General features: G+C 33.0%; 16 protein-coding genes and 2 pseudogenes. 9 read left to right on the forward strand and 9 right to left on the reverse strand.

The genetic code is table 11. The features are described 5' to 3' along the window. The first annotated feature begins 529 nt into the window (after nucleotides 1-529). Nucleotides 530-1,387 (forward strand): annotated as a pseudogene (locus BST83_RS17305) (IS1595 family transposase). Between the two features lie 673 nt (nucleotides 1,388-2,060). Continuing rightward, a complete protein-coding gene (locus tag BST83_RS17310; protein WP_104811014.1) occupies nucleotides 2,061-3,368 on the forward strand; it encodes a sugar MFS transporter in 1,308 nt (435 codons plus the stop codon). 96 nt (nucleotides 3,369-3,464) lie between these two features. Here the strand turns inward: BST83_RS17310 and BST83_RS17315 are convergent, their stop codons facing one another. Further along, a complete protein-coding gene (locus tag BST83_RS17315; RefSeq protein WP_104811015.1) occupies nucleotides 3,465-5,540 on the reverse strand; it encodes a M13 family metallopeptidase in 2,076 nt (691 codons plus the stop codon). A 54-nt stretch (nucleotides 5,541-5,594) separates the two neighbouring features. Then, on the reverse strand, nucleotides 5,595-7,670 hold the full coding sequence (locus BST83_RS17320; protein ID WP_104811016.1) for a prolyl oligopeptidase family serine peptidase: 2,076 nt from the start codon (nucleotides 7,668-7,670) through the stop codon (nucleotides 5,595-5,597). A gap of 336 nt (nucleotides 7,671-8,006) precedes the next feature. Here BST83_RS17320 and BST83_RS20890 point away from each other — a divergent pair, with 336 nt between their 5' ends. After that, nucleotides 8,007-8,099 carry a thioredoxin domain-containing protein gene (locus BST83_RS20890; RefSeq protein ID WP_240614891.1) on the forward strand — a complete coding sequence of 31 codons (93 nt, stop codon included), beginning with the start codon at nucleotides 8,007-8,009 and terminating at the stop codon, nucleotides 8,097-8,099. Between the two features lie 256 nt (nucleotides 8,100-8,355). Here BST83_RS20890 and BST83_RS17330 read toward each other — a convergent pair whose 3' ends face one another. Continuing rightward, the gene (locus tag BST83_RS17330; protein WP_104811017.1) at nucleotides 8,356-9,234 is read right to left on the reverse strand and encodes an IS982 family transposase; all 879 of its coding nucleotides are present in this window, start codon (nucleotides 9,232-9,234) and stop codon (nucleotides 8,356-8,358) included. 179 nt (nucleotides 9,235-9,413) lie between these two features. On the opposite strand from BST83_RS17330, the gene BST83_RS17335 reads away from it, so the two are divergent. The 5 genes from BST83_RS17335 to trxA all read left to right on the forward strand — a co-directional run bounded on the left by BST83_RS17335 (nucleotide 9,414) and on the right by trxA (nucleotide 14,311). Continuing rightward, nucleotides 9,414-9,860 (forward strand): hypothetical protein, encoded by a 447-nt coding sequence (locus BST83_RS17335; RefSeq protein WP_104811018.1) that lies wholly within the window; start codon nucleotides 9,414-9,416, stop codon nucleotides 9,858-9,860. A gap of 231 nt (nucleotides 9,861-10,091) precedes the next feature. Continuing rightward, nucleotides 10,092-10,925: a hypothetical protein gene (locus tag BST83_RS19680; protein ID WP_146092200.1), complete on the forward strand. Its 834-nt coding sequence runs from the start codon at nucleotides 10,092-10,094 to the stop codon at nucleotides 10,923-10,925. Nucleotides 10,926-11,059: 134 nt separating this feature from the next. Beyond that, on the forward strand, nucleotides 11,060-13,204 hold the full coding sequence (locus tag BST83_RS19980; protein ID WP_170062816.1) for a hypothetical protein: 2,145 nt from the start codon (nucleotides 11,060-11,062) through the stop codon (nucleotides 13,202-13,204). 53 nt (nucleotides 13,205-13,257) lie between these two features. Beyond that, nucleotides 13,258-13,857, forward strand: coding sequence for a T9SS type B sorting domain-containing protein (locus BST83_RS17350; protein WP_104811021.1), 600 nt, complete (start codon nucleotides 13,258-13,260; stop codon nucleotides 13,855-13,857). A gap of 94 nt (nucleotides 13,858-13,951) precedes the next feature. Continuing rightward, on the forward strand, nucleotides 13,952-14,311 hold the full coding sequence (gene trxA / locus BST83_RS17355; protein WP_104811022.1) for a thioredoxin: 360 nt from the start codon (nucleotides 13,952-13,954) through the stop codon (nucleotides 14,309-14,311). Nucleotides 14,312-14,384: 73 nt separating this feature from the next. Here trxA and BST83_RS20895 read toward each other — a convergent pair. Next, a pseudogene (locus BST83_RS20895) lies at nucleotides 14,385-14,586 on the reverse strand (DNA repair protein RadA); the annotation flags it as partial. A 417-nt stretch (nucleotides 14,587-15,003) separates the two neighbouring features. On the opposite strand from BST83_RS20895, the gene BST83_RS17365 reads away from it, so the two are divergent. After that, a complete protein-coding gene (locus BST83_RS17365) occupies nucleotides 15,004-15,534 on the forward strand; it encodes a plastocyanin/azurin family copper-binding protein (protein WP_104811023.1) in 531 nt (176 codons plus the stop codon). Nucleotides 15,535-15,649: 115 nt separating this feature from the next. Here BST83_RS17365 and radA read toward each other — a convergent pair whose 3' ends face one another. The 5 genes from radA to panC all read right to left on the reverse strand — a co-directional run bounded on the left by radA (nucleotide 15,650) and on the right by panC (nucleotide 21,126). Further along, entirely contained in the window at nucleotides 15,650-17,011 is a 1,362-nt protein-coding gene (gene radA / locus BST83_RS17370; protein ID WP_104811024.1) for a DNA repair protein RadA, read from the reverse strand. Between the two features lie 325 nt (nucleotides 17,012-17,336). After that, entirely contained in the window at nucleotides 17,337-18,533 is a 1,197-nt protein-coding gene (locus BST83_RS17375) for an IS4 family transposase (protein WP_104808119.1), read from the reverse strand. Nucleotides 18,534-18,953: 420 nt separating this feature from the next. Then, entirely contained in the window at nucleotides 18,954-19,895 is a 942-nt protein-coding gene (locus tag BST83_RS17385; protein WP_104811026.1) for a lysylphosphatidylglycerol synthase transmembrane domain-containing protein, read from the reverse strand. 4 nt (nucleotides 19,896-19,899) lie between these two features. Then, nucleotides 19,900-20,250 (reverse strand): aspartate 1-decarboxylase, encoded by a 351-nt coding sequence (panD, locus tag BST83_RS17390; protein WP_104811027.1) that lies wholly within the window; start codon nucleotides 20,248-20,250, stop codon nucleotides 19,900-19,902. A gap of 24 nt (nucleotides 20,251-20,274) precedes the next feature. After that, nucleotides 20,275-21,126: a pantoate--beta-alanine ligase gene (panC, locus tag BST83_RS17395; RefSeq protein ID WP_104811028.1), complete on the reverse strand. Its 852-nt coding sequence runs from the start codon at nucleotides 21,124-21,126 to the stop codon at nucleotides 20,275-20,277. Nucleotides 21,127-21,155: the final 29 nt, after the last annotated feature.

Genomic DNA, 21,155 nt, shown 5'->3' on the forward strand with positions numbered 1-21,155 from the left:
AGTCAAAATCTTAAAAAAAATATTTTGGCGAAATTTCTTAAATAGCAAGTAATCTTTCGAGGTCTAATTTCGACTTACCTCTTTCTACTTTAAAATAACCATTTTCTGTAAGACTTAGTTTTAAACTATATCTATTTGCGATAAACCAACGTCTACTCTTTTTTGTACTATTTTTTTTAAAACTGAAGTATAAGAGTAACTTTCAAATTTTTCATTCTCTTTTTCTTTCATTTTTTTTTCAATGTACCAAAAGTAACACAAAAAAAATACTTTTTTACTTTCTATTTTAGACTAATGGTTTCTAGGTAGAAGGCTGCCTTTCACAGAAACCATTAGTCCAAAATGGAAATCGATTTATTTTTTTTAACCAATAATCTTTCTCAAATTTGAAAAGAGAAAATTGCTAATATTCACCCATTGTGCATTTTAAATTATTGAGTTAATTATTTAATTTCCGTATATTATAGTCATTAATATAAGAGATATGGAACAATTTGAAGGTCAAGATATACTAAACTTTATAAAATAATTGCCAAATAATGATGCTTGTAAGGCATATTTATCAAAAATAAAATGGCAAGATGGTTTTACTTGTAGTAAATGTGGTCATACAAAAGGCTGTGAAAAGTCAGGTTACAGATACCATTGTTATAGTTGTCAGCATGTAGAAAGTGCTACAGCAAATACGCTTTTTCATAAAGTTAAGTTCGGCTTACAAAAAGCTTTTTGTGTAGCTTTCGAAATGAGTACTAGTAGTAAAAGTATTTCGAGTATTCAAATGGGTAAACGTTTTAGTATTCACCAGGGAACAGCATGGTATTTTATGCAAAAAGTGCCTAAAACAATGAAGAGCAGTTAAAAATATCCTTTAGAAAAATTAATTCATGTTGATGAATTTACTGTTGGAGGAAAAGAAGAAGGCAAACAAGGAAGAAGTTATGATTCAAAAAAGAAAAAGGCAGTGATAGCTGTAGAATTGACAGATGATAATAAAGTTAAAAGAGTTTACATAAAGTCTATTGATGATTATTCAGCACAATCATTAACACCAATATTTGAAGAACATATAAGTACATCTGCTATAATTATAACGGATAAATGGAGAGGATACGAGCCATTAAAAGAAATGTATGATATTGAGCAAAAATACAGTAATAATGGAAAGAATTTCAAGCAATTACACATTATGATTATGCAAGTTAAATCATGGCTCAGAGCAATACCAACTCATGTAACCAAATGGCATATTCAAGCTTACTTTGATGAATTTTGTTTTAGAATTAATCGCTCTCAATTTAAAACCAACATTTTTCATAAAACAATTAAAAGAATGGTAGAAAGCAAACCAATATATCAAAATCAAATAAAAAGGATGTTAAGCGTATAACTCAATAATTTTATATAAATCCTTCCCAAAATACTTCGATTTCACTCCCTTTATCTCCACTTTATAAAAATTCAATTTATTCATAATCAATAGGTTGAGGTTTTTTGTTTTTATACTATTTATTTTTCACCTTTAAGTTTGCGTAGTTTATGCATAAGCTTTTCAGCAATACTGTTCTGTTCATTTTCTGGTTTTTTAATGATCATATTTTATTTCTGTTTATAATTTTGATTTTGGAATTAAAGTAGATTTAGTTTCCTATGCCATTTTTGAAGCTAAAAAAATCTAACTATTCTTCTTGATTAATAAGTCTTTTTTTGTAAGGCAAAATAGTAATAGCATCATTTTATTTTAGATAGTAATATTTTAGATATGAAATCAAATACTTTTACCATAAAGGAAATACTGTTTTTTTTTGATAATTCAACGTTATTAAACTCAACTTTCGTGGCCTAAAGGTTACACTCATTATAATTTTAGTAAAATTTTCAATATTCTTTTGTAATTTGCCTAAAGTTATTTAATGCCTAAAATTTATGATTTTTAGAAACAGGTACGCTCTATTATCATTGATGATAAAAGCGAAAAGAGTGTCATAATGAGGAATAATCAAGAAATTTTAAGATACAATCAAATTAAACAGTTTTTAAATTACAAAGTTAAAAAATAGAATATGACACAAAATAAACAAAAAAGTACGTTAGTTCCAATTCTTATTATTGCTGGATTATTTTTTATATTCGGATTTGTAACTTGGATAAACGGAGCATTAATTCCGTTTATGAAAACCATCAACGAACTTACAGATGCACAATCTTACCTAGTTGCATCAGCTTCTTATATCTCTTTTTTTGTTATGGCTTTGCCGGCATCCTACATCATAAATAAAATTGGTTATAAAAAAGGAATGTCTTTAGGTTTAATAACTATGGCAATTGGTGCTTTACTTTTTATACCCGCTGCAGAAGCAAGAACTTATTGGGTTTTTTTAGTGGCAATTTTTATTCAAGGAGCAGGAATGACGTTATTGCAAACAGCTTCTAATCCATATATCACCATTTTAGGACCTATGGAAAGTGCCGCAAAACGGATAGCAATAATGGGAATTGCAAATAAAGTAGCTGGCGCTCTTGGTTCTGTAATATTTGGTGCAATTTTATTATCAGGAATAGGCAGCATTAAAGAAAAGTTCCTTGTTGTTGATGATATAGAAAAATCAAATTTATTAAACACAATGGCAGATAGTGTTGTTACACCTTATATTGTAATGGCTGTAGTGTTATTTTTATTAGGAATTTTAATAAGAAAAGCACCTTTGCCAGATGTAGAAGCACAACCTATTGAAGTTTCGGAAACAGGAGAAAAAGCAAAAACAAGTATTTTTGAGTTTCCACATTTATGGTTAGGTGTTTTAGCACTGTTTTTATATGTAGGTGTTGAAGTTGTTGCTGGAGATACGATTATTTCTTACGGAATTTCTCTAAACATTCCTGTTGAAGAAGCAAAGTTCTTTACTTTATTTACATTAATGGCAATGGTTGCAACCTATGCTTTGGGGGTGTTTTTAATTCCGAAATATATAAGTCAGTCTTTGGCGTTAAAAGCGAGTGCAATTTTAGGAATCCTTTTATCCTTTTGTATCGTATTTACAACCGGCTTCACGTCTGTACTTTTTGTTGCAGCTTTAGGTATTGCAAATGCTTTAGTTTGGCCGGCAATTTGGCCTTTAGCATTAACAGGATTAGGAGAATTTACAAAAACAGGATCAGCTTTATTAATCATGGCAATTTCTGGAGGCGCAATTATTCCGCTTTTATATGGTGCTTTGGTAGATCATAAAAAAGCAGCATTAATTTCAACAGGAATAAATGAAGTTAGCGCTTTAGCAGAAGCGGCTTCTTTTGGATATTGGATTTTATTACCTTGTTATTTAGCAATTCTTTATTACGCTTTCTTTGGTCACAAAGTTCGGTTAAAATAAGGAGTAACTTAATTTCTATATTCAATTTTAACACATAAGAAAAGCATTAAAGAAAACTCTTTAATGCTTTTTGTATTTTACCTAACGATTTTTATTTTACCAGATTTTTACTCTGTCCTCTGGTTTTAAATACATTTTATCACTTTCTTTAACGTCAAACGCTTTGTAAAAAGCATCAACATTTTTAAGAGGCATATATGCTCTGTACATTCCAGGAGAATGAGGATCTGTCATAATTAAATTTTTTAAAGCTTCATCACGCATTTTAGTTCTCCAGATAGTTCCCCAAGAAAGAAAAAAACGTTGTTCTGGCGAGTAATCATCAATATCCGCTGGTCTTCCGTTTTTCTTTAAGAAGATTTGCAACCCTTCATAAGCAGCTTGCACACCACCTAAATCTCCAATATTTTCTCCCAAAGTATATTCGCCATTTAAGTGCATACTATCAATTGCAATAATATCGCTATATTGTTTTACCAATTGTTTGCCAATAACTCCAAATTTCTCAGAATCTTTATCTGTCCACCAGTTTTTAAGGTTTCCATCACCATCAAAACGAGCACCAGAATCATCAAAACTATGAGAAATTTCATGACCAATAACAGCACCAATTCCACCATAATTTACAGCTTCATCTGCTTTATAATCATAAAAAGGAGGTTGTAAAATTGCAGCAGGAAAAACAATTTCGTTATTTACAGGGTTAAAGTAAGCATTTACTGTTTGTGGAGACATTCCCCATTCCGTTCTATCTACTTCTTTTCCTAATTTTGCCATGTTTTTGTTGTAGTTCCATTTAGAAACGTTGATTGCATTTTCAAAGTAAGAACCACCTTCTTTTAAACCTGTAACTTGTAATTCAGAATAATCTTTCCAAACGTCAGGATAAGCAATTTTAACGGTTAACTTATGTAGTTTTTCTAGCGCTTTTTCTTTGGTCACTTCTGTCATCCAAGGTAATTGAGCAATTCTAGTTTCAAAACCAAGCATTACATTGTCAATCATTTCTTCAGCTTTTGCTTTTGCTTCTGGTGGAAACATTTTTTCTACATATAATTTCCCTAACGCCTCACCAATTGCGCCATTTAAATTACCAAGTGCACGTTCATCTCTTGGGCGTTGTTTTTTAGCCCCACTCATTTCTTTGCTGTAAAATTCCCAATTTGCAGTTTCTAAATCGGTCGATAATAATCCTAAAGAACTATTAATGGTAGTCCAACGTAATAATAATTTTATATCTTCTACAGAACGTTCTTTAAAAACGGTACTCATTGCTTTAAAATACCCAGGATCTGTAACAATAACTCTATCAATATCTGCAACACCAATTCCTTCTAAATGTGCTTTCCAATCAATTGCAGGCGCTAGTTTTGTAAGTTCTTCAACAGACATTGGATTGTACATTCTTCGAGTATCTCTACTTTCCTCTTTCGTCATCATTGGTGCTGCTAAACTTTTTTCAAAAGCAACAATGGTAGCCGCATTCGTTTTTGCAGTAGCTTCATCTGCACCAAATTCCTGCAATATTTTTGCTACAAATTCTTGGTATTTCACTAACTTATATGCAACTTTTTTATCTACATAATAATCTCTAGACATTCCTAAACTTCCAGGGCCCATATACCCTGCATATTCGCTACTATTTTTTAAATCGTTATAAACGCTAAAACCATAGAAATTACCACCATCATAAGGAGCCATATTTGTAATGTAGTTTTCTACATCTTTTTTGGTTTTAATTTCTTCTATTTTTGCTAAAAAAGGCATTATCGGAGCTTTTCCTTGTTGATTTCTAGCAACTGTATCCATGATTGTTTGGTAGTAATTAACCGCCTTTTCTTGGTCAGAATCTATTTCGTTTCCTTTGGCATCTTTTATCTTCGGAAAATTTCTTTCTTTAATGGCTGAGTTTAAAATATCTAAAACATCTGCATCTGTTTTTTTACGAAGTTGGTTAAAACCACCCCAAGAAGTTTGATCATCTGGAATTTCTGTTTTATCGATCCATGTTCCATTTACATGTCTAAAAAAATCATCTGTAGGTTTTACAGTTGTATCCATATTTTCTAAAGCAATCCCAGGAGCTTTTTCTACAGGCTTGTCTTGTTTACATGCAATAATACCCAAAGAGGCAATTGCTGATACAAAAAATACTTTTTTAAATGTTTTCATTGTTTTTTGAATTTAATGATTTGTTACAAAGTTAGTTCAAAGATGTTTATAATTTTATTTCGCCTTTGGCGGATTTGGTAATTGATCAAAACCCATATTAAATAAAGTAAAACCAAAAATGTCTGCATATTGGGCAATGGTTTTTGTAACCGGAGTTCCTGCGCCATGGCCAGCGTTGGTTTCTATTCGGATTAAAGTAGGGTTTTCTCCACACTGTTTGTTTTGCAACTCTGCCGCAAATTTAAAACTATGTGCAGGTACAACTCTATCATCATGATCTCCAGTGGTTATTAAGGTTGCAGCATGTTTTACACCAGCTTTTACATTATGAACTGGCGAATATCCTTTTAAATAGTCAAACATTTCTTTGCTGTCTTCTGCGGTTCCATAATCATAGACCCATCCTGCGCCAGCAGTAAAAGTATGATATCGTAACATGTCTAAAACGCCAACTGCAGGCAACGCAACTTTCATTAAATCGGGTCTTTGTGTCATTGTTGTGCCAACCAATAAACCGCCATTAGAACCTCCTTGAATTGCTAAAAATTTTGAGGAAGTATATTTTTCTGCTATTAAATATTCAGCTGCAGCAATAAAATCATCAAATACATTTTGTTTTTTTAGTTGCGTTCCTGCATCATGCCATTTTTTCCCAAATTCTCCTCCGCCTCTTAAATTGGGTACCGCATAAACTCCTCCTTGTTCCATCCAAACTGCGTTTGCAATACTAAAAGTAGGAGTTAAACTCACATTAAATCCGCCATAACCGTATAAAATAGTTGGGTTTTTCCCATCTAATTTTACTCCTTTTTTATGCGTAATTATCATGGGTATTTTTGTGCCGTCTTTTGATGTGTAAAAAACTTGTTTACTTTCAAAAGCATCAGAATTAAATGCAATGGAAGGTTTCCAGTAGGTCGTATACGTTCCGTTTGTTGGATTAAATTTAAAAGAAGATGCGGGTGTTTTGTAATTAGTAAATGAAAAATACAATTCTTTTGCGGTTGTTTTTCCTCCAAAACCACCAACAGATCCAACTCCTGGTAATTTCACTTCTCTAAGTAAGTTTCCTTCAAAATCGTATTGCAGCACTTTTGAAACTGCATCAACCATATAAGTTGCGAAAATAAAACCTGCACCAGTCGACGGACTTAATACATTTTCTGTTTCTAGAATAAAATCTTTCCAGTTTTCTGGAGTAGGATTTGCTGCATCTACAGAAACCACTTTTTGATTAGGAGCATTTAAATTTGTTGCTAAATATAATTTGCTTCCTCGATTATCAATAACTCGGGTGTCACTTTTTAGATCGTCTAAAATCGTAATTAATTTACTGTTTGGTTTTGATACATCCTTTATGAATAACTTATTTCCTGATGTGGAAATTTGAGCAGAAATTACTAAATATTTATAATCTTCAGTTAAATATCCGAAAACATATCGGTATTTTTCTGAAGTCTTTTCACCAAAAATTAAGATATCGTCCTTTTGCGAAGTTCCTAATTTGTGATAATATAATTTGTGTTGATCTGTTTTTGCAGACAATTCACTTCCTTTTGGTTTATCGTAACTTGAGTAGTAAAAACCTTCATTTTTATACCAAGAAATGCCAGAGAATTTAATATCTACTAAAGTGTCTTCTTGTATGGTTTTACTTTCTGCATCTAAAATAATTATTTTTCTCCAGTCAGAACCGCCTTCAGAAATTGAGTAGGCAGCCGTTTTTCCATCTTCAGAAAAGCTTAAAGAACCTAAAGAAGTAGTGGCATCCTCAGAAAAAGTATTCGGATCTAAAAAAACTTCTGCTTCAGCATCGCCTTTTTTTCTGTAGATAACCGATTGATTTTGCAACCCGTCATTTTTAGAAAAATAGGTATAATCACCTTCAATAAACGGTGTTCCTACTTTTTCGTAATTCCATAATTCTGATAATCGATTTTTTAATTCTTCTCTGTAAGGAATTTTGCTTAAATAAAGGAATGTAACTTTATTTTGTGCTTTAACCCAGGCTTCGGTTTCTGTACTTTTATCATCTTCTAGCCATCTGTAATTGTCTATAACGGTTGTTCCGAAGATGTTTTCTATTATTGGGTTTTTTATGGTTTTTGGGTACTTCACGTTTTTGTTTATTTGATTTTTTTATTGCAAGAAACTAAAATGCACTTACAAAAAGCACTGGTATTAGAAATTTAGTATTCTTGAGAAGTCGGTTTTGTTCTTATCAAAATTAATTGATATCTATTAAATCTAGCTTGTTTTAACAATTTTTAATTTTTAAGATGTGTAACCGAAGTATGTTTGTAATGTTTGGGGTTTTTAACGATTGGTTTGGCATTGAAAACAATGCAGTATTGCTTTAAGAATTTAGTATGACAGAAAATTTAACAAAAGAAAGGTTTTTAGAAGAAATCTTCAATTTTGAAGAAAAATAAAGAATGGAAGTTTGAGGGTAAATGACCCGCAGTAATAGCCTTTTATGCAGATTGGTGTGGCTCTTGTAAAATGATTGCCCCTGTTTTAGAAGTAATGAATAAAGTATCCAATGATAAAAATCTATAAAGTAGACACTGAGGTAGAGTAAAAATTTGCAGTTGCATTTTGCTAAAAGAAGCATTTCCTCTATGTTTAAAAGGGGCTTAACAAGATACTGACGAAAAGGAGGAGTGAAAAATCTGATATTTTATTGGTCATAAGAACTATTTAAATCAAAGTCGGATTCTCAAAATTAAAAGTTCAAGCTTTATTTATTTACTTAATTTTGTAACAAGTGGTGGTTTTTTAAATATAAGTGAGTAATATAATACCCGTTATGCATTTAAACAATATTGACTTTTAAATTGTTTATATTCCTGTTAAAGACAAATTTGTTAATGTATTGAATGATAGTTAATGCTGTTAATTTTGAGAGAATTCTTGTCTTAAAACCTTCAAAAGTTTTCGCATAATTATTCCGTATTTTAAACTGGTCACAAAGTTGAGAAAACAAGGTCTCAATTCGTTTTCTTTTCTTCCTAAAAATATACGTTTGTTTTTTGTAATTCTGTTGATTTTTACGCATTGGAACTTCTAATTTAATTTGTTTACTCTCAAATAAATCTAACTGATAGTCAGCACTTAGGTATTTTTTGTCCCCTAAAACCACACAGTTATTAAACTGATTTTTAATGTCTTTTAAATAATGAATATCATGTACAGAAGCTTTGCTAATATCAAAACTTTTAAACACGCCATCAATAGAACAAACAGCATGTATTTTATAGCCATAATAATGCATGTTTTGACTAGCACAATAACCTCTATTTGGGGCTGAATAAAAGTACTCTTTACAAACTTTACTTCTCCCGCTTCTTGAGAGTTTTACAATCTCCAAAGGCATACTATCTACCACATAATAGTTTTCAAACTCCGTGAACTTATTGGAGAGTTGAGTTCTTATAAATTCAATGGCAAAAAATAATTTTCGCTTCCGTTTATTGTAAACTGATCGCTCTATTTTAGCAAACAAATATTCTGGAATATCCCGAAACAACTGACATTCACTGTCTATACCCATATATTCTGCTGTTAAATTCATAGCGATTAATTCAATGTCTTTTAGTTTTGGTTTCCTGTTTTGACGTAAAAATTGTTCCTTTTCTGTAATTGTGGCTAAGACTTCTAAAATTTTATTGTAATTTGCTCTAAAGTTATTCATTGTATTTAATCGATTGATTGTCAATTAAATATACGCCTTTTAATAGTCAAATGAATAACTTTTTTTAACTATTTATAATGCACAACGGGTTATATATATATATTAGCATCGCTAAAAGGCTGTCCTTGTTTATAGTCAAAAAAAATTAACAATGAATAACTTGAGGCTATTGTATAATTATGAAAATATTATTAAGTAAAAATAACTTGTACTGGGCTTGTGTGGTGTTGCTTTTTACAACGCATTCTAAAACTCAAGAACTTTTCTATTCAGCATCCGAAAAAATAACTACTCCCCATTTTAAATCTGTAGAGCCTTTAAGTGCATCAACAACAAAATTTAATTATGGAGTTACGGAAACTTCGTATTCAACATTAGATACAACTATTACATCAATCAAGCTTAAACCAACGGTTGGGTTATTTCCAACAATTGAAACAATGAAGCAAGTAAATTCAAATTTACTGCCACAAACAGCTTGTGAAGGAGCTTCAGGAAATCAACTAGTTAACCCCTCCTTTGAAGTGCCTGAACAATCTTATGCTGGAAATAATATTTTGAAATGGCCAGAGATAAATGGTTGGTATGGAGAAGGATTTGATCCAAATATTGTAAGATGCGATTGAGTTGTATCTGCTGGTGGCCCAAGAAATGCACAGGAGGGCTCTCAATATTTAGATATTGCAGGAGGGGAAGCGGATTTTTATCAAGAATTTGACTTTCAGTGCAATACAAAAGTATTCTTTTCTGGTTATTTTTCCGTTCGTGATGGCCAGACTTCCACAGGAAGAATTGATATAGTACGCGTTAATAGCGATAATACCACTGAAATTGTTGCTAGTTCAAACCAGTTAAATATGCCATCTTTTGCTGAAATGTGGTATTTAGCTTCTGGGGATGCTGTATTACCAAAAGGCAGGTATAGGTTTCAAATCAGTATGAGTAACACCTCTAATTTTGATAATGCTTGTTTTTCTTTTGACTATCCAAATATTGAGACTGGTTCGTATGATCCATTATGCGAAAGTAGTAGTAGTATTACACTTACAGGTACCCCAACTAATAGTTTTGGTACTTGGACTGGCAGTGGTATAAGTGATAATGGTGACGGAACAGCAAGTTTCAATCCGTCAGGTTTAGGCGGAACTGCTGTAACCGCAACTTATTCTCATTTCAATGCTTCAGGTTTCGGTTGTTCTCAAAGCACTAATATTACCGTGAATCCATCGATTACTCCAACCTTCACTCAAGTAGCTGCTATTTGTAATGGGGAAACTTTAGATGCATTATCCACTACATCGGACAACAATATTACAGGAGCCTGGTCACCAGCAATGGACAATACGCTAACCACCACCTATACTTTTACACCAGATGCGTCAGAGACCTGTGCGGTCAATGAAACGATGACCATCACGGTGAATCCATTGATTACTCCAACTTTCACTCAAGTAGCTGCTATTTGTAATGGGGGAACTTTAGATGCATTACCCACTTCATCGAACAACAATATCACAGGAACCTGGTCACCAGCAATGGACAACACGCTAACCACTACCTATATTTTCACCCCAGACACCACACAACCGGGTCAAGCTTGTGCAGTCACTGAAACGATGACCATCACGGTGAATCCACTGATTACTCCAACTTTCACACAAGTAGCTGCTATTTGTAATGGGGAACTTTAGATGCATTACCCACTTCATCGAACAACAATATCACAGGAACCTGGTCACCAGCAATGGACAATACGCTAACCACTACCTATACTTTTTCACCAGACACCACACAACCGGCTCAAGCTTGTGCAGTCACTGAAACGATGACCATCACGGTGAATCCATTGATTACTCCAACCTTCACTCAAGTAGTTGCTATTTGTAACGGAGATGTTTTAGCAGCATTACCCACTACATCGAACAACAACGTAATAGGAACCTGGTCACCAGCGATCAACAATACACTAACCACCACCTATACTTTTTCACCAGACACCACACAACCGGGTCAAGCTTGTGTGGTTAATCAAACGATGGAGATCACGGTGAATCCACTAATTACTCCAACATTCACTCAAGTAGCTGCTATTTGTAATGGGGAAAGCTTAACAGTATTGCCGACTACATCGAATAACGGAGTAACAGGAACCTGGTCACCAGCGATGGATAATACTGCAACTACGATATATACCTTTACTCCAGACACCACACAAACGGGTCAAGCTTGTGCGGTCAATGAAACGATGACAATCACGGTGAATCCACTAATTACGCCAACATTCACTAGAGTAGACCCCATTTGTAATGGGGAAACTTTAACAGCATTGCCGACTACATCGAATAACAACATTACAGGAACTTGGTCACCTGTAATGGACAATACTGCAACTACAATATATACTTTTACTCCAAACGCATCAGAGACCTGTGCGATCAATCAAACGATGACCATCAAGGTGAATCCATTGATTACTCCAACCTTCACTCAAGTAGTTGCTATTTGTAACGGAGATGTTTTAGCAGCATTACCCACTACATCGAACAACAACGTAATAGGAACTTGGTCACCAGCGATCAACAATACACTAACAAGCACCTATACTTTTTCACCAGACACCACACAACCGGGTCAAGCTTGTGCGGTCAATGAAACGATGGAGATCACGGTGAATCCACTAATTACTCCAACATTCACTCAAGTAGCTGCTATTTGTAATGGGGAAAGCTTAACAGTATTGCCGACTACATCGAATAACGGAGTAACAGGAACCTGGTCACCAGCTATGGACAATACGCTGACCACCACCTATACTTTTTCACCAGATGGGTCAGAGACGTGTGCGGTCAATGAAACCATGACAATCACAGTGAATCCATTGATTACACCAACCTTCACTCAAGTAGCTGCTATTTGTAATGGGGAAAGCTTAGCAGTATTGCCGCCTACATCGAATAACGGAGTAACAGGAACCTGGTCACCAGCTATGGACAATATGCTAACCACCACCTATACTTTTTCACCAGATGCGTTAGAGACCTGTGCGGTCAATGAAACCATGACAATCACGGTGAATCCACTAATTACACCAACATTCACTAAAGTAGACCCTATTTGTAATGGGGAAACTTTAATAGCATTACCCACCACATCGAACAACAACGTAATAGGAACCTGGTCACCAGCTATGGACAATACGCTAACCACTACTTATACTTTTTTACCAGACACCACACAACCGGGTCAAGCTTGTGCGGTCAATCAAACGATGGAGATCTCGGTGAATCCATTAATTACACCAACCTTCACTCAAGTAGCTGCTATTTGTAATGGAGATGTTTTAGCAGCATTACCCACTACATCGAACAACAACGTAATAGGAACTTGGTCACCCGCGATGGACAATACTGCAACTACGATATATACTTTTACCCCAGACACCACACAACCGGGTCAAGCTTGTGCAGTCACTGAAACGATGACCATCACGGTGAATCCAATTACTCCAATATTCGCTCAAGTAGCTGCTATTTGTAATGGGGAAACTTTAGATGCATTACCCACTTCATCGGACAACAATATTACAGGAACCTGGTCACCAGTAATGGACAATACGCTAACCACTACCTATACTTTTTCACCAGACACTACACAACCGGCTCAAGCTTGTGCAGTCACTGAAACGATGACCATCACGGTGAATTCACTAATTACAGCAACTTTCACTCAAGTAGCTGCTATTTGTAATGGGGAAACTTTAATAGCATTACCCACCACATCGAACAACAACGTAATAGGAACCTGGTCACCAGCAATGGACAATACGCTAACCACGACCTATACTTTTTCACCAGACACCACACAACCGGGTCAAGCTTGTGCAGTCACTGAAACGATGACCATCACGGTGAATCCATTGATTACTCCAATATTCGCTCAAGTAGCTGCTATTTGTAATGGGGAAGCTTAGATCCATTACCCACTAAATCGGAAAACAATATTACAGGAACCTGGTCACCAGCGATGGACAATACGCTAACCACCACCTATACTTTTACACCAGATACGTCAGAGACCTGTGCTGATTTAATGACACTAGAAATTGTTGTTAATAATATTGTAAATTCCATAAATAGTATTAGAGTTAAAGTAAATCTGGTTCCTTCTTCTTTTGATGATAATCAATCAATAGAGGTAATTGCTTCAGGAGGTACTGCTCCTTATGAGTATAAATTAGAAAATGGACCTTGGCAAGACAGCCCTATTTTTAATGATATAACAGATTATTTTTATATAGTTTTCGTTCGTGAGAAGACAGCCTGCAATAATCAACCGGCGACTTCTGTTCAAGTAATAAATCATCCTGTTTTTTTTACACCTAATAATGATGGTTTCAATGATATTTGGAATATTAAAGGCTTAGAAGTGCAACCAGAAGCCCAAATAACTATTTATGATAGGTATGGCAAAATTATAACTATTTATAAACCTACTAGCCCTGGCTGGGACGGTTTATATAATGGTAAAAAAATGCCGTCTAATGATTATTGGTTTACAATTGAATATATTGATACAGAAAATATCCCTAGAGTTTTTAGATCACACTTCTCATTAATTCGTTAAGTTCTTAAAAGCTAAAAATTAATTTATATATTTTCTAACAAGAATCATTAAAAAAAATGTATCATCACTTTTAAACGTGAACTAAAACAGTACAATGACAGAAAATTTAACAAAAGCAACATTTTTAGAAAAAGTATTCAATTTTGAAAAAAATAAAGAGTGGAAATTTGAAGGAGAAAGACCTGCAGTAATAGACTTTTATGCAGAGTGGTGTGGACCATGTAAAGCTTTAGCGCCAATTTTAGAACAACTTTCAGAAGAATACGGAGACAAAATTGATGTTTATAAAATAGATACAGAAGCTGAGCAAGAATTGGCTGCGGCATTCGGAATTAGAAGTATCCCTTCTATGTTATTTTGTCATGCAGAAGGGCAGCCACAAATGGCAAACGGCGCTTTACCAAAACCAGAATTAGAACGCATTATTGCGGATGTTTTAAAGGTTACAAAATAATAATTTTTTGTAATTTATATATTTCACAGAAAGAACATTCTATGATTTTGACAAGGTTGTTAAATGCAAAAAGCTAAGCAAATAAAGTAGCAAAAGCTTCTTCTATTTTACCAACTAAAATATGGTTTATAGTGTGTTTTTTTGAGGTTATTTTATTTTGGTGCAACAAACGTTTTGTAACCCAATTTTTCTGCTTCTAAAATTCGTTAGTCAATTTTAGAAACGGGTCTAGTTTCACCTGCCAAACCAACTTCTGCTGCAAAACATACATTGGGTAATACCGTTTAAAATAATTTTCAAATAGTTAGGGATCAATACCAAAAGTTGCGGAGTAAAATTTAAAAGCTAAACTTTGATATTTAAAATATTTAAGATTTGGAGGGTTGAATAGATGTAGTTAAATTATTATTACCAGAACTTCTTGTAAACTATTTTAACCTATTAATAATAGTTAAATTATTAGGATGAATCATCTAAAAATTAAAGCGTTTAGAGTTCAGTTTAGGTTGTTAGAAATAAAGAATTCTTCCTTTTTAGACTCTCAAATATTTATGCATAAATTCTAAATACCACAACTTTTGGACTTGATCCAGAATATTTTTAATTTAATTTTATGATTTTAGTTTATTTGGCTTCCTAAATATTTCTTATCTTTGTTTAAGAAAAAATCATAAACGTTAAACAAAAAAAACATGAAATTATTTAAACTATCAGTTTTATTTATCTTTTTATTTGCTCTCACAAGTTGTGGAGGAACAGATAAAAAAAAGGAAGAATCAACTCCTAAAAAAGAAATAAAAACCCCAAAAAAAACAAAACCAGAAGTCGATTTGTACAGCGATATTGAGGCATCTAACAATATTTTGTTGACTTCTAGTGACGCATCTGTATATAGCAAAGAAATATTAAAGGTTGAAGGAAGTAAAAAAGTGAAAATTACTTTTAAACATACTGGCAAAATGGATAAAAAAGTAATGGGACACAATTTTGTTTTACTCAAAAAAGGAGTTAGCATGTCTTCATTTGGTAAAGAAGCAGCAAACGCAGTCTCAAATGGATATATACCAGAAAATACACAAGATGTTATTGCATATACCAAATTAATTGGTGGAGGTGAAGAAACAACAATAGAGTTTGATGCTCCAGAAGTTGGAACATACAGATTTATTTGTACTTTTCCTGGACATTATATAGCTATGAACGGAAAGTTTATTGTAATTTAAGTATAAAATCTTAAAACAGATATAGAAAAGCAAGAAATTAGTAATTTCTTGCTTTTCTATATCTGTTATTTTTTACCAAAAATAGTATTCAAGTAGTTTCTTATAAAATTGTAAACTAAGCAAATAAAGTAGCAAAAGCTTCTTCTATTTTACCAACTAAAATCAGGTTTATAGTGTGTTTTTTTGAGGTTATTTTATTGTATTTTGATGCAACAAACGTTTTGTAACCCAATTTTTCTGCTTCTAAAATTCGTTGGTCAATTTTAGAAACGGGTCTAATTTCTCCTGCCAAACCAACTTCTGCTGCAAAACATACATTTGGATTGATGGCAATATCTTCATTGGATGATAAAATTGCAGCAACAACCGCTAAATCAATTGCAGGGTCGTCTACATTTATACCCCCAGTAATATTTAAAAACACATCTTTTGCGCCCAATTTAAAACCTGCTCTTTTTTCAAGAACAGCTAAAATCATGTGTAAACGTTTTAAGTTATAACCTGTTGTAGAGCGTTGTGGAGTTCCGTAAACTGCGGTAGAAACTAACGCTTGAATTTCTATCATTAAAGGACGGATTCCTTCTAAAGTGGATGCAATTGCTGTTCCACTTAAATCTGCATCTTTTTTAGAAATCAATATTTCTGACGGATTTGAAATTTCTCTTAATCCGTTTGATAGCATTTCGTAAATTCCTAATTCTGATGTAGAGCCAAACCTGTTTTTTTGAGATCTTAAAATTCGGTATGTATGATTTCTGTCGCCTTCAAATTGTAAAACAACATCAACCATATGTTCTAAGATTTTTGGACCGGCAATGTTTCCATCTTTGTTGATGTGACCAATTAATAAAACCGGAGTAGCCGTTTCTTTGGCAAATTTTATCAATTCTGCAGCCGTTTCTCTAATTTGAGAAATACTACCAGGAGAAGCTTCAATAGCACTTGTGTGCAATGTTTGAATGGAATCTATAACCAAAACTTCCGGTGCTGTTTCTTCTATGTTTTTAAAAATTTGTTGCGTATTCGTTTCTGTTAAAATTAAGCAATTAGAGTTTTTCCCTTCTAATCTTTCTGCTCTCATTTTTATTTGAGACTGACTCTCTTCACCAGAAACATACAATACTTTTTGACGGATGTTTAAAGCAACTTGTAATAATAAGGTTGATTTACCAATTCCCGGTTCACCGCCTAAAAGTGTAACAGAACCTTTTACCAATCCGCCACCTAAAACCGTATCTAATTCGTTGTTATTCGTAACAACTCGTTCTTCAGGATTTAATTGAATATCAGCAATTTTTAAAGGTTTATTTACCCTTTGTTTTGCTGTGGTAGATTGTTTCCAAACACGTTTTTCTTCTTTGTGAATTATTTCTTCTACAATGGTATTCCATTCTTTACAGGCGCCACATTGCCCAACCCATTTTGCATGTTGAGTTCCACAATTTTGACAGAAAAAAGTTGTTTTGGTTTTTGACATTTATTTACTTACAAATTTTGAAAGTAACAAAGTTACAAGTTTCTACAATCTCATAAAATAAAGTTTAGTTATTTTATTAAAAATAAATAGATTTCACAGATTTTTAAAAATGTTAATTATTAATTTAATGCACTAAGATTGTATTTTTTCTAATAAATTCTTATGAGTTGTAAAATGGCCTTCGTTGATTCTTTTTTCAGCTTCCTTTACTTTTGAACTTATATTTCTTTACATTAGTGTCCGATAAAACTACAAATTTTAATTAAACCCATTTTTGAGCCCAGTAAACACGTTCTATATTTTTCTTTTTGAGTTAGCAAGGTGTCTATTTAAAAAGTTGCAGTTGTATATCTGGAGGTTTTGATGTGAGTTCCCACCATTGTTTGTTTGGGTTTTCGAGAAATTTAAACAGATCAATGTAGGTCATCAGATGAAATCTCATCACAGAAACCATATTTGAATATGCCCATTTTCGTTTGATTTTTCTTTGTATCACAAGCATGATGAGTTGAATGATTAATGCTGACCATATCTGAATCTCTATTGCATTTTGATTATCTCCAAGAAAATATTTAAGGGGAAAGTTCTGCTTGAGTCTTTTAAACATCGTTTCAATCTGCCATCTGTGTTTGTATATATCTGCTACTTGGTCTGGAGATATTTCTGCATTATTGGTGATAAACTCATATACCTTTTCTTTTGTAGCATCCCAATAAGCAACTCTTCTTATTTGAATAGATTTATCGTCTTTTTCTATCAATATAAGTTCATCTTTTAGTATTGCATCACTTGTTTTGTCTGCTAAATCAAATTCTTTAATGCTTTTATAGACAGCATTGTCTTTTTGGCGAGTTACAAAGTAAATATCATTTAAAGTCCACTCTAAATATTGGAGATAATCATTGTATGCTTTATCAAAAACGACAAAAGAATCTTTCTCTAAATTTAACTCTTTTAAAAAAGTGTGGTCGTGAGTAGCAGCACTGCTAAAACGTATCAGACAAGGTACATCTTCCAAAGCATTTATCATTGTGTGCATCTTTATACCTCCTTTTTTCTTACCTGTAATAGGATTACGACCAACTCCTTTTAAAATATCACTAAATAGGCTGATTGTGGTAGAATCTACAATTTTTAAATTCTTTACAGGAGATTTTAATGGACTGCTGTCCGATAAAAATGGAGCGTAGCGTTTGTATAATTTTGAATAAATTGCTCCAAAGACTTCACTGGTTCTTTTCTTGTTAGCATCTGACAATGTACTTCGCTTAGGGAAATGTTTTAGATTTAAATGGCTGATACGCCCTTCACAAGCTAATAAAACGGTCGACAACTCTCTAAGTGAGGAAACTCCACTCATTGTGGCATAAAGCATCGTGACTAAATGGTCGTAGGTTTTAAACTTTTTGTAGTAGCGGTCACTGTTATAGATTTTGGCTGTCCGAGTAATATCTGCTTGTGGTATATATTTTAAAATCTGTTTAATTATTGGTGTTCCGCTAAAGTGTGTACTTTTGTTCATATCTCAATTTTGTGGTAAAAATCAAGATATAAATAAAGCAGGAAATCCAACTATGGAAATCCTGCTTTTAAAATTATTTATCGGACACTAATGATTTCTTTAGTTAAAGATTCAGAATTTACTGAGTTCACAACAATATCCGAAGACATTTTTTGGCTTTTATAATGTATATTAGACATAGCCTCTACTTCATTTAGACTATTTTCATTAGTTTTTAAAATCCATTTTACTAAAGCTTTTCTTTTTCTGATAGTTTCATACAATTGCTTTTATCAAAGAAAGTTTTTTTAAGCAAGAAATAAGTTTAAAAGCTTTTCTAAAAGTTGGTAAATAGGTGCGTTAGCGATTGAAACGACATCCTTTTTGCTTTTTTGTAAAAAGATATAGTGTAAAGCGCGACCTTTAGGGAACGCCCAAAAATTATTTTTTATTGTAAATAGGAAGCACTAAAAATGCCAAACCACCAAAAATAATAATCATTGCAGTTTGTGCGGTCCACATAATCCAGCCAAAAGCAGTTGCAGGTTCTGTAGGAATATCAAATAAAGCCAATGCACCAGCAACCGCAATTGGGTATAAACCGATGCCGCCATTTGTTGCAGCAATAGAAAATCCGCCAGCAATAAAGCCAATTAAAATTCCGCCTAAAGGAACATTTAAACCATCAATTGCTGGGATTGTTGCCCAGAACATGGCAACATACATTACCCAAATAAAAATGGTATGAAAGATAAATGCCCATTTGTTTTTCATTTTAAAAATGCTGGTAACACCTTCTATTAGACCAGAAACAAAGGTTTTTATTTTTAATAAAAACCCTGATTTTGCTTTTTTTACAAAGGATGAAAAAATATAGAAACCAATAGTTAAAACGGCTAAACCAATGATAATCTTCGTTGGATTAAAATTCTTTGTAAGTAAATTGTAAATAAAATCGAACTGTACAAAAAGTGTAATTAAAACAATGCTAAGCATCATAATTAAATCGGCAATTCTTTCTGCTACAATGGTGCCAAATCCTTTTTCAAAGGGAACATTTTCGTAATTTGTTAGCACTAAAGCTCTAGAGACTTCGCCAGCTCTTGGCAAGGCTAAGTTTACTAAATAACCAACTAAAACTGCCAAAACATTGTTTGCGAATTTTGGCTTAAAACCTAATGGTTCTAGCATAAATTTCCATCTATACGCTCTAGAAAGATGGCTTAAAATACCAAAGAATAATCCAAGGAAGATCCAACTATAATTGGCTTCTTTAAAATATCCAATAAGCACATCCATAGAAATTTTAGAGAGCGAATACCACACTAAAAAACCTCCCAAGATGAGAGGTAATACTATTTTTAAAACTTTTTTAATGTTCAATACTTTAAGTAAGAGTGTTGTCTTTTTCGTTTGGAAAAACGAGTGAAGGTTTAAATTTCTTTGCTTCTTCGAAATCCATAAAAGCATACACAATTAAGATTAAAATATCGCCTACAGCAACTAAACGGGAAGCAGCGCCATTTAAAGTGATTTCGCCACTTTTTCTTGGACCTGGAATTGCATAGGTTTCTAAACGGTTTCCATTATTGTTATTTACAATTTGAACGCGTTCACCTTCTATAATATTGGCTGCATCCATTAAATCTTCGTCAATGGTAATGCTTCCTATATAATTTAAATCGGCACCTGTAACTTTTACACGATGGATTTTAGATTTGACTACTTGTACTAGCATGTTGCAAAAATACTATTTTTTTGTTTATAAATTATGTAATCGGATGTTATCAATCAATCTGATTTTGCCTACAAAAATCGCAATAAAAGCACGATATTTTTTGCCAGATTCCTTATTTTTTATGGTTTCTAATGTTTTTTCATCAGCAATTGTAAAATACTCTAATGTAAACAAAGGGTATTTTTTAAACTGATCTTCTACCCATTGGGTAAGGTTATTAGGGTTTTCTACCCCAAATTTCTTACGTACTTCTTTTAATGTTTTGTAGATAAAAGGCGCAGCTTCCCTTTGTTGCTCTATAAGTCTTGCGTTTCTAGAACTCATCGCTAAACCATCTTCTTCTCTAAAAATAGAACATCCTTTAATTTTTATATTAATGCGATGTTTTTTCACCATTTTTTTGATGATTTGCAATTGCTGAAAATCTTTTTGGCCGAAATAAGCTCTATGAGGTGCTACAATTTCGAACAACGTTTTTACGATTGTGCCAACACCGTTAAAATGGCCATCTCTAAACTTACCCTCCATTTTATGCTCTAAACCATCAAAATCAAATGTATCAGCAACTATTTTTTCATTATAAATCTCTTTTACAGAAGGATAAAAAAGCACATCGCAAAAAACACTCTCTAATAATTTAATATCGTTTTCTATGGTTTTAGGATATTTTATTAAATCGTCATTGTTATCAAATTGAGTGGGGTTTACAAAAATGCTAACCACAATAATATCGTTTATTTTCTTGGCTTGACTAATTAAAGATAAATGACCTTTGTGCAAAGCGCCCATTGTTGGTACAAGACCAATGGTCTTTTTTTGTGCTTTTAGGTCTTGTAAATAAACTTTTAATTCGTTTTTATACTTGAAAATTTTCATTCTAGAACTTTAGGAAATGTATGCAAACT

This window comes from Polaribacter filamentus, from assembly GCF_002943715.1.
Lineage (GTDB): Bacteria > Bacteroidota > Bacteroidia > Flavobacteriales > Flavobacteriaceae > Polaribacter > Polaribacter filamentus.

Coding starts and splice junctions, on each gene's coding strand:
- BST83_RS17375 (WP_104808119.1), bottom strand. CDS start 18,533: ATGAACAAAAGTACACACTTTAGCGGAACACCAATAATTAAACAGATT.
- BST83_RS17310 (WP_104811014.1), top strand. CDS start 2,061: ATGACACAAAATAAACAAAAAAGTACGTTAGTTCCAATTCTTATTATT.
- BST83_RS19980 (WP_170062816.1), top strand. CDS start 11,060: ATGACCATCACGGTGAATCCATTGATTACTCCAACCTTCACTCAAGTA.
- BST83_RS19680 (WP_146092200.1), top strand. CDS start 10,092: ATGCCATCTTTTGCTGAAATGTGGTATTTAGCTTCTGGGGATGCTGTA.
- BST83_RS17365 (WP_104811023.1), top strand. CDS start 15,004: ATGAAATTATTTAAACTATCAGTTTTATTTATCTTTTTATTTGCTCTC.
- BST83_RS17335 (WP_104811018.1), top strand. CDS start 9,414: ATGAAAATATTATTAAGTAAAAATAACTTGTACTGGGCTTGTGTGGTG.
- trxA (WP_104811022.1), top strand. CDS start 13,952: ATGACAGAAAATTTAACAAAAGCAACATTTTTAGAAAAAGTATTCAAT.
- radA (WP_104811024.1), bottom strand. CDS start 17,011: ATGTCAAAAACCAAAACAACTTTTTTCTGTCAAAATTGTGGAACTCAA.
- panD (WP_104811027.1), bottom strand. CDS start 20,250: ATGCTAGTACAAGTAGTCAAATCTAAAATCCATCGTGTAAAAGTTACA.
- BST83_RS17330 (WP_104811017.1), bottom strand. CDS start 9,234: ATGAATAACTTTAGAGCAAATTACAATAAAATTTTAGAAGTCTTAGCC.
- BST83_RS17350 (WP_104811021.1), top strand. CDS start 13,258: ATGGACAATACGCTAACCACCACCTATACTTTTACACCAGATACGTCA.
- panC (WP_104811028.1), bottom strand. CDS start 21,126: ATGAAAATTTTCAAGTATAAAAACGAATTAAAAGTTTATTTACAAGAC.
- BST83_RS17315 (WP_104811015.1), bottom strand. CDS start 5,540: ATGAAAACATTTAAAAAAGTATTTTTTGTATCAGCAATTGCCTCTTTG.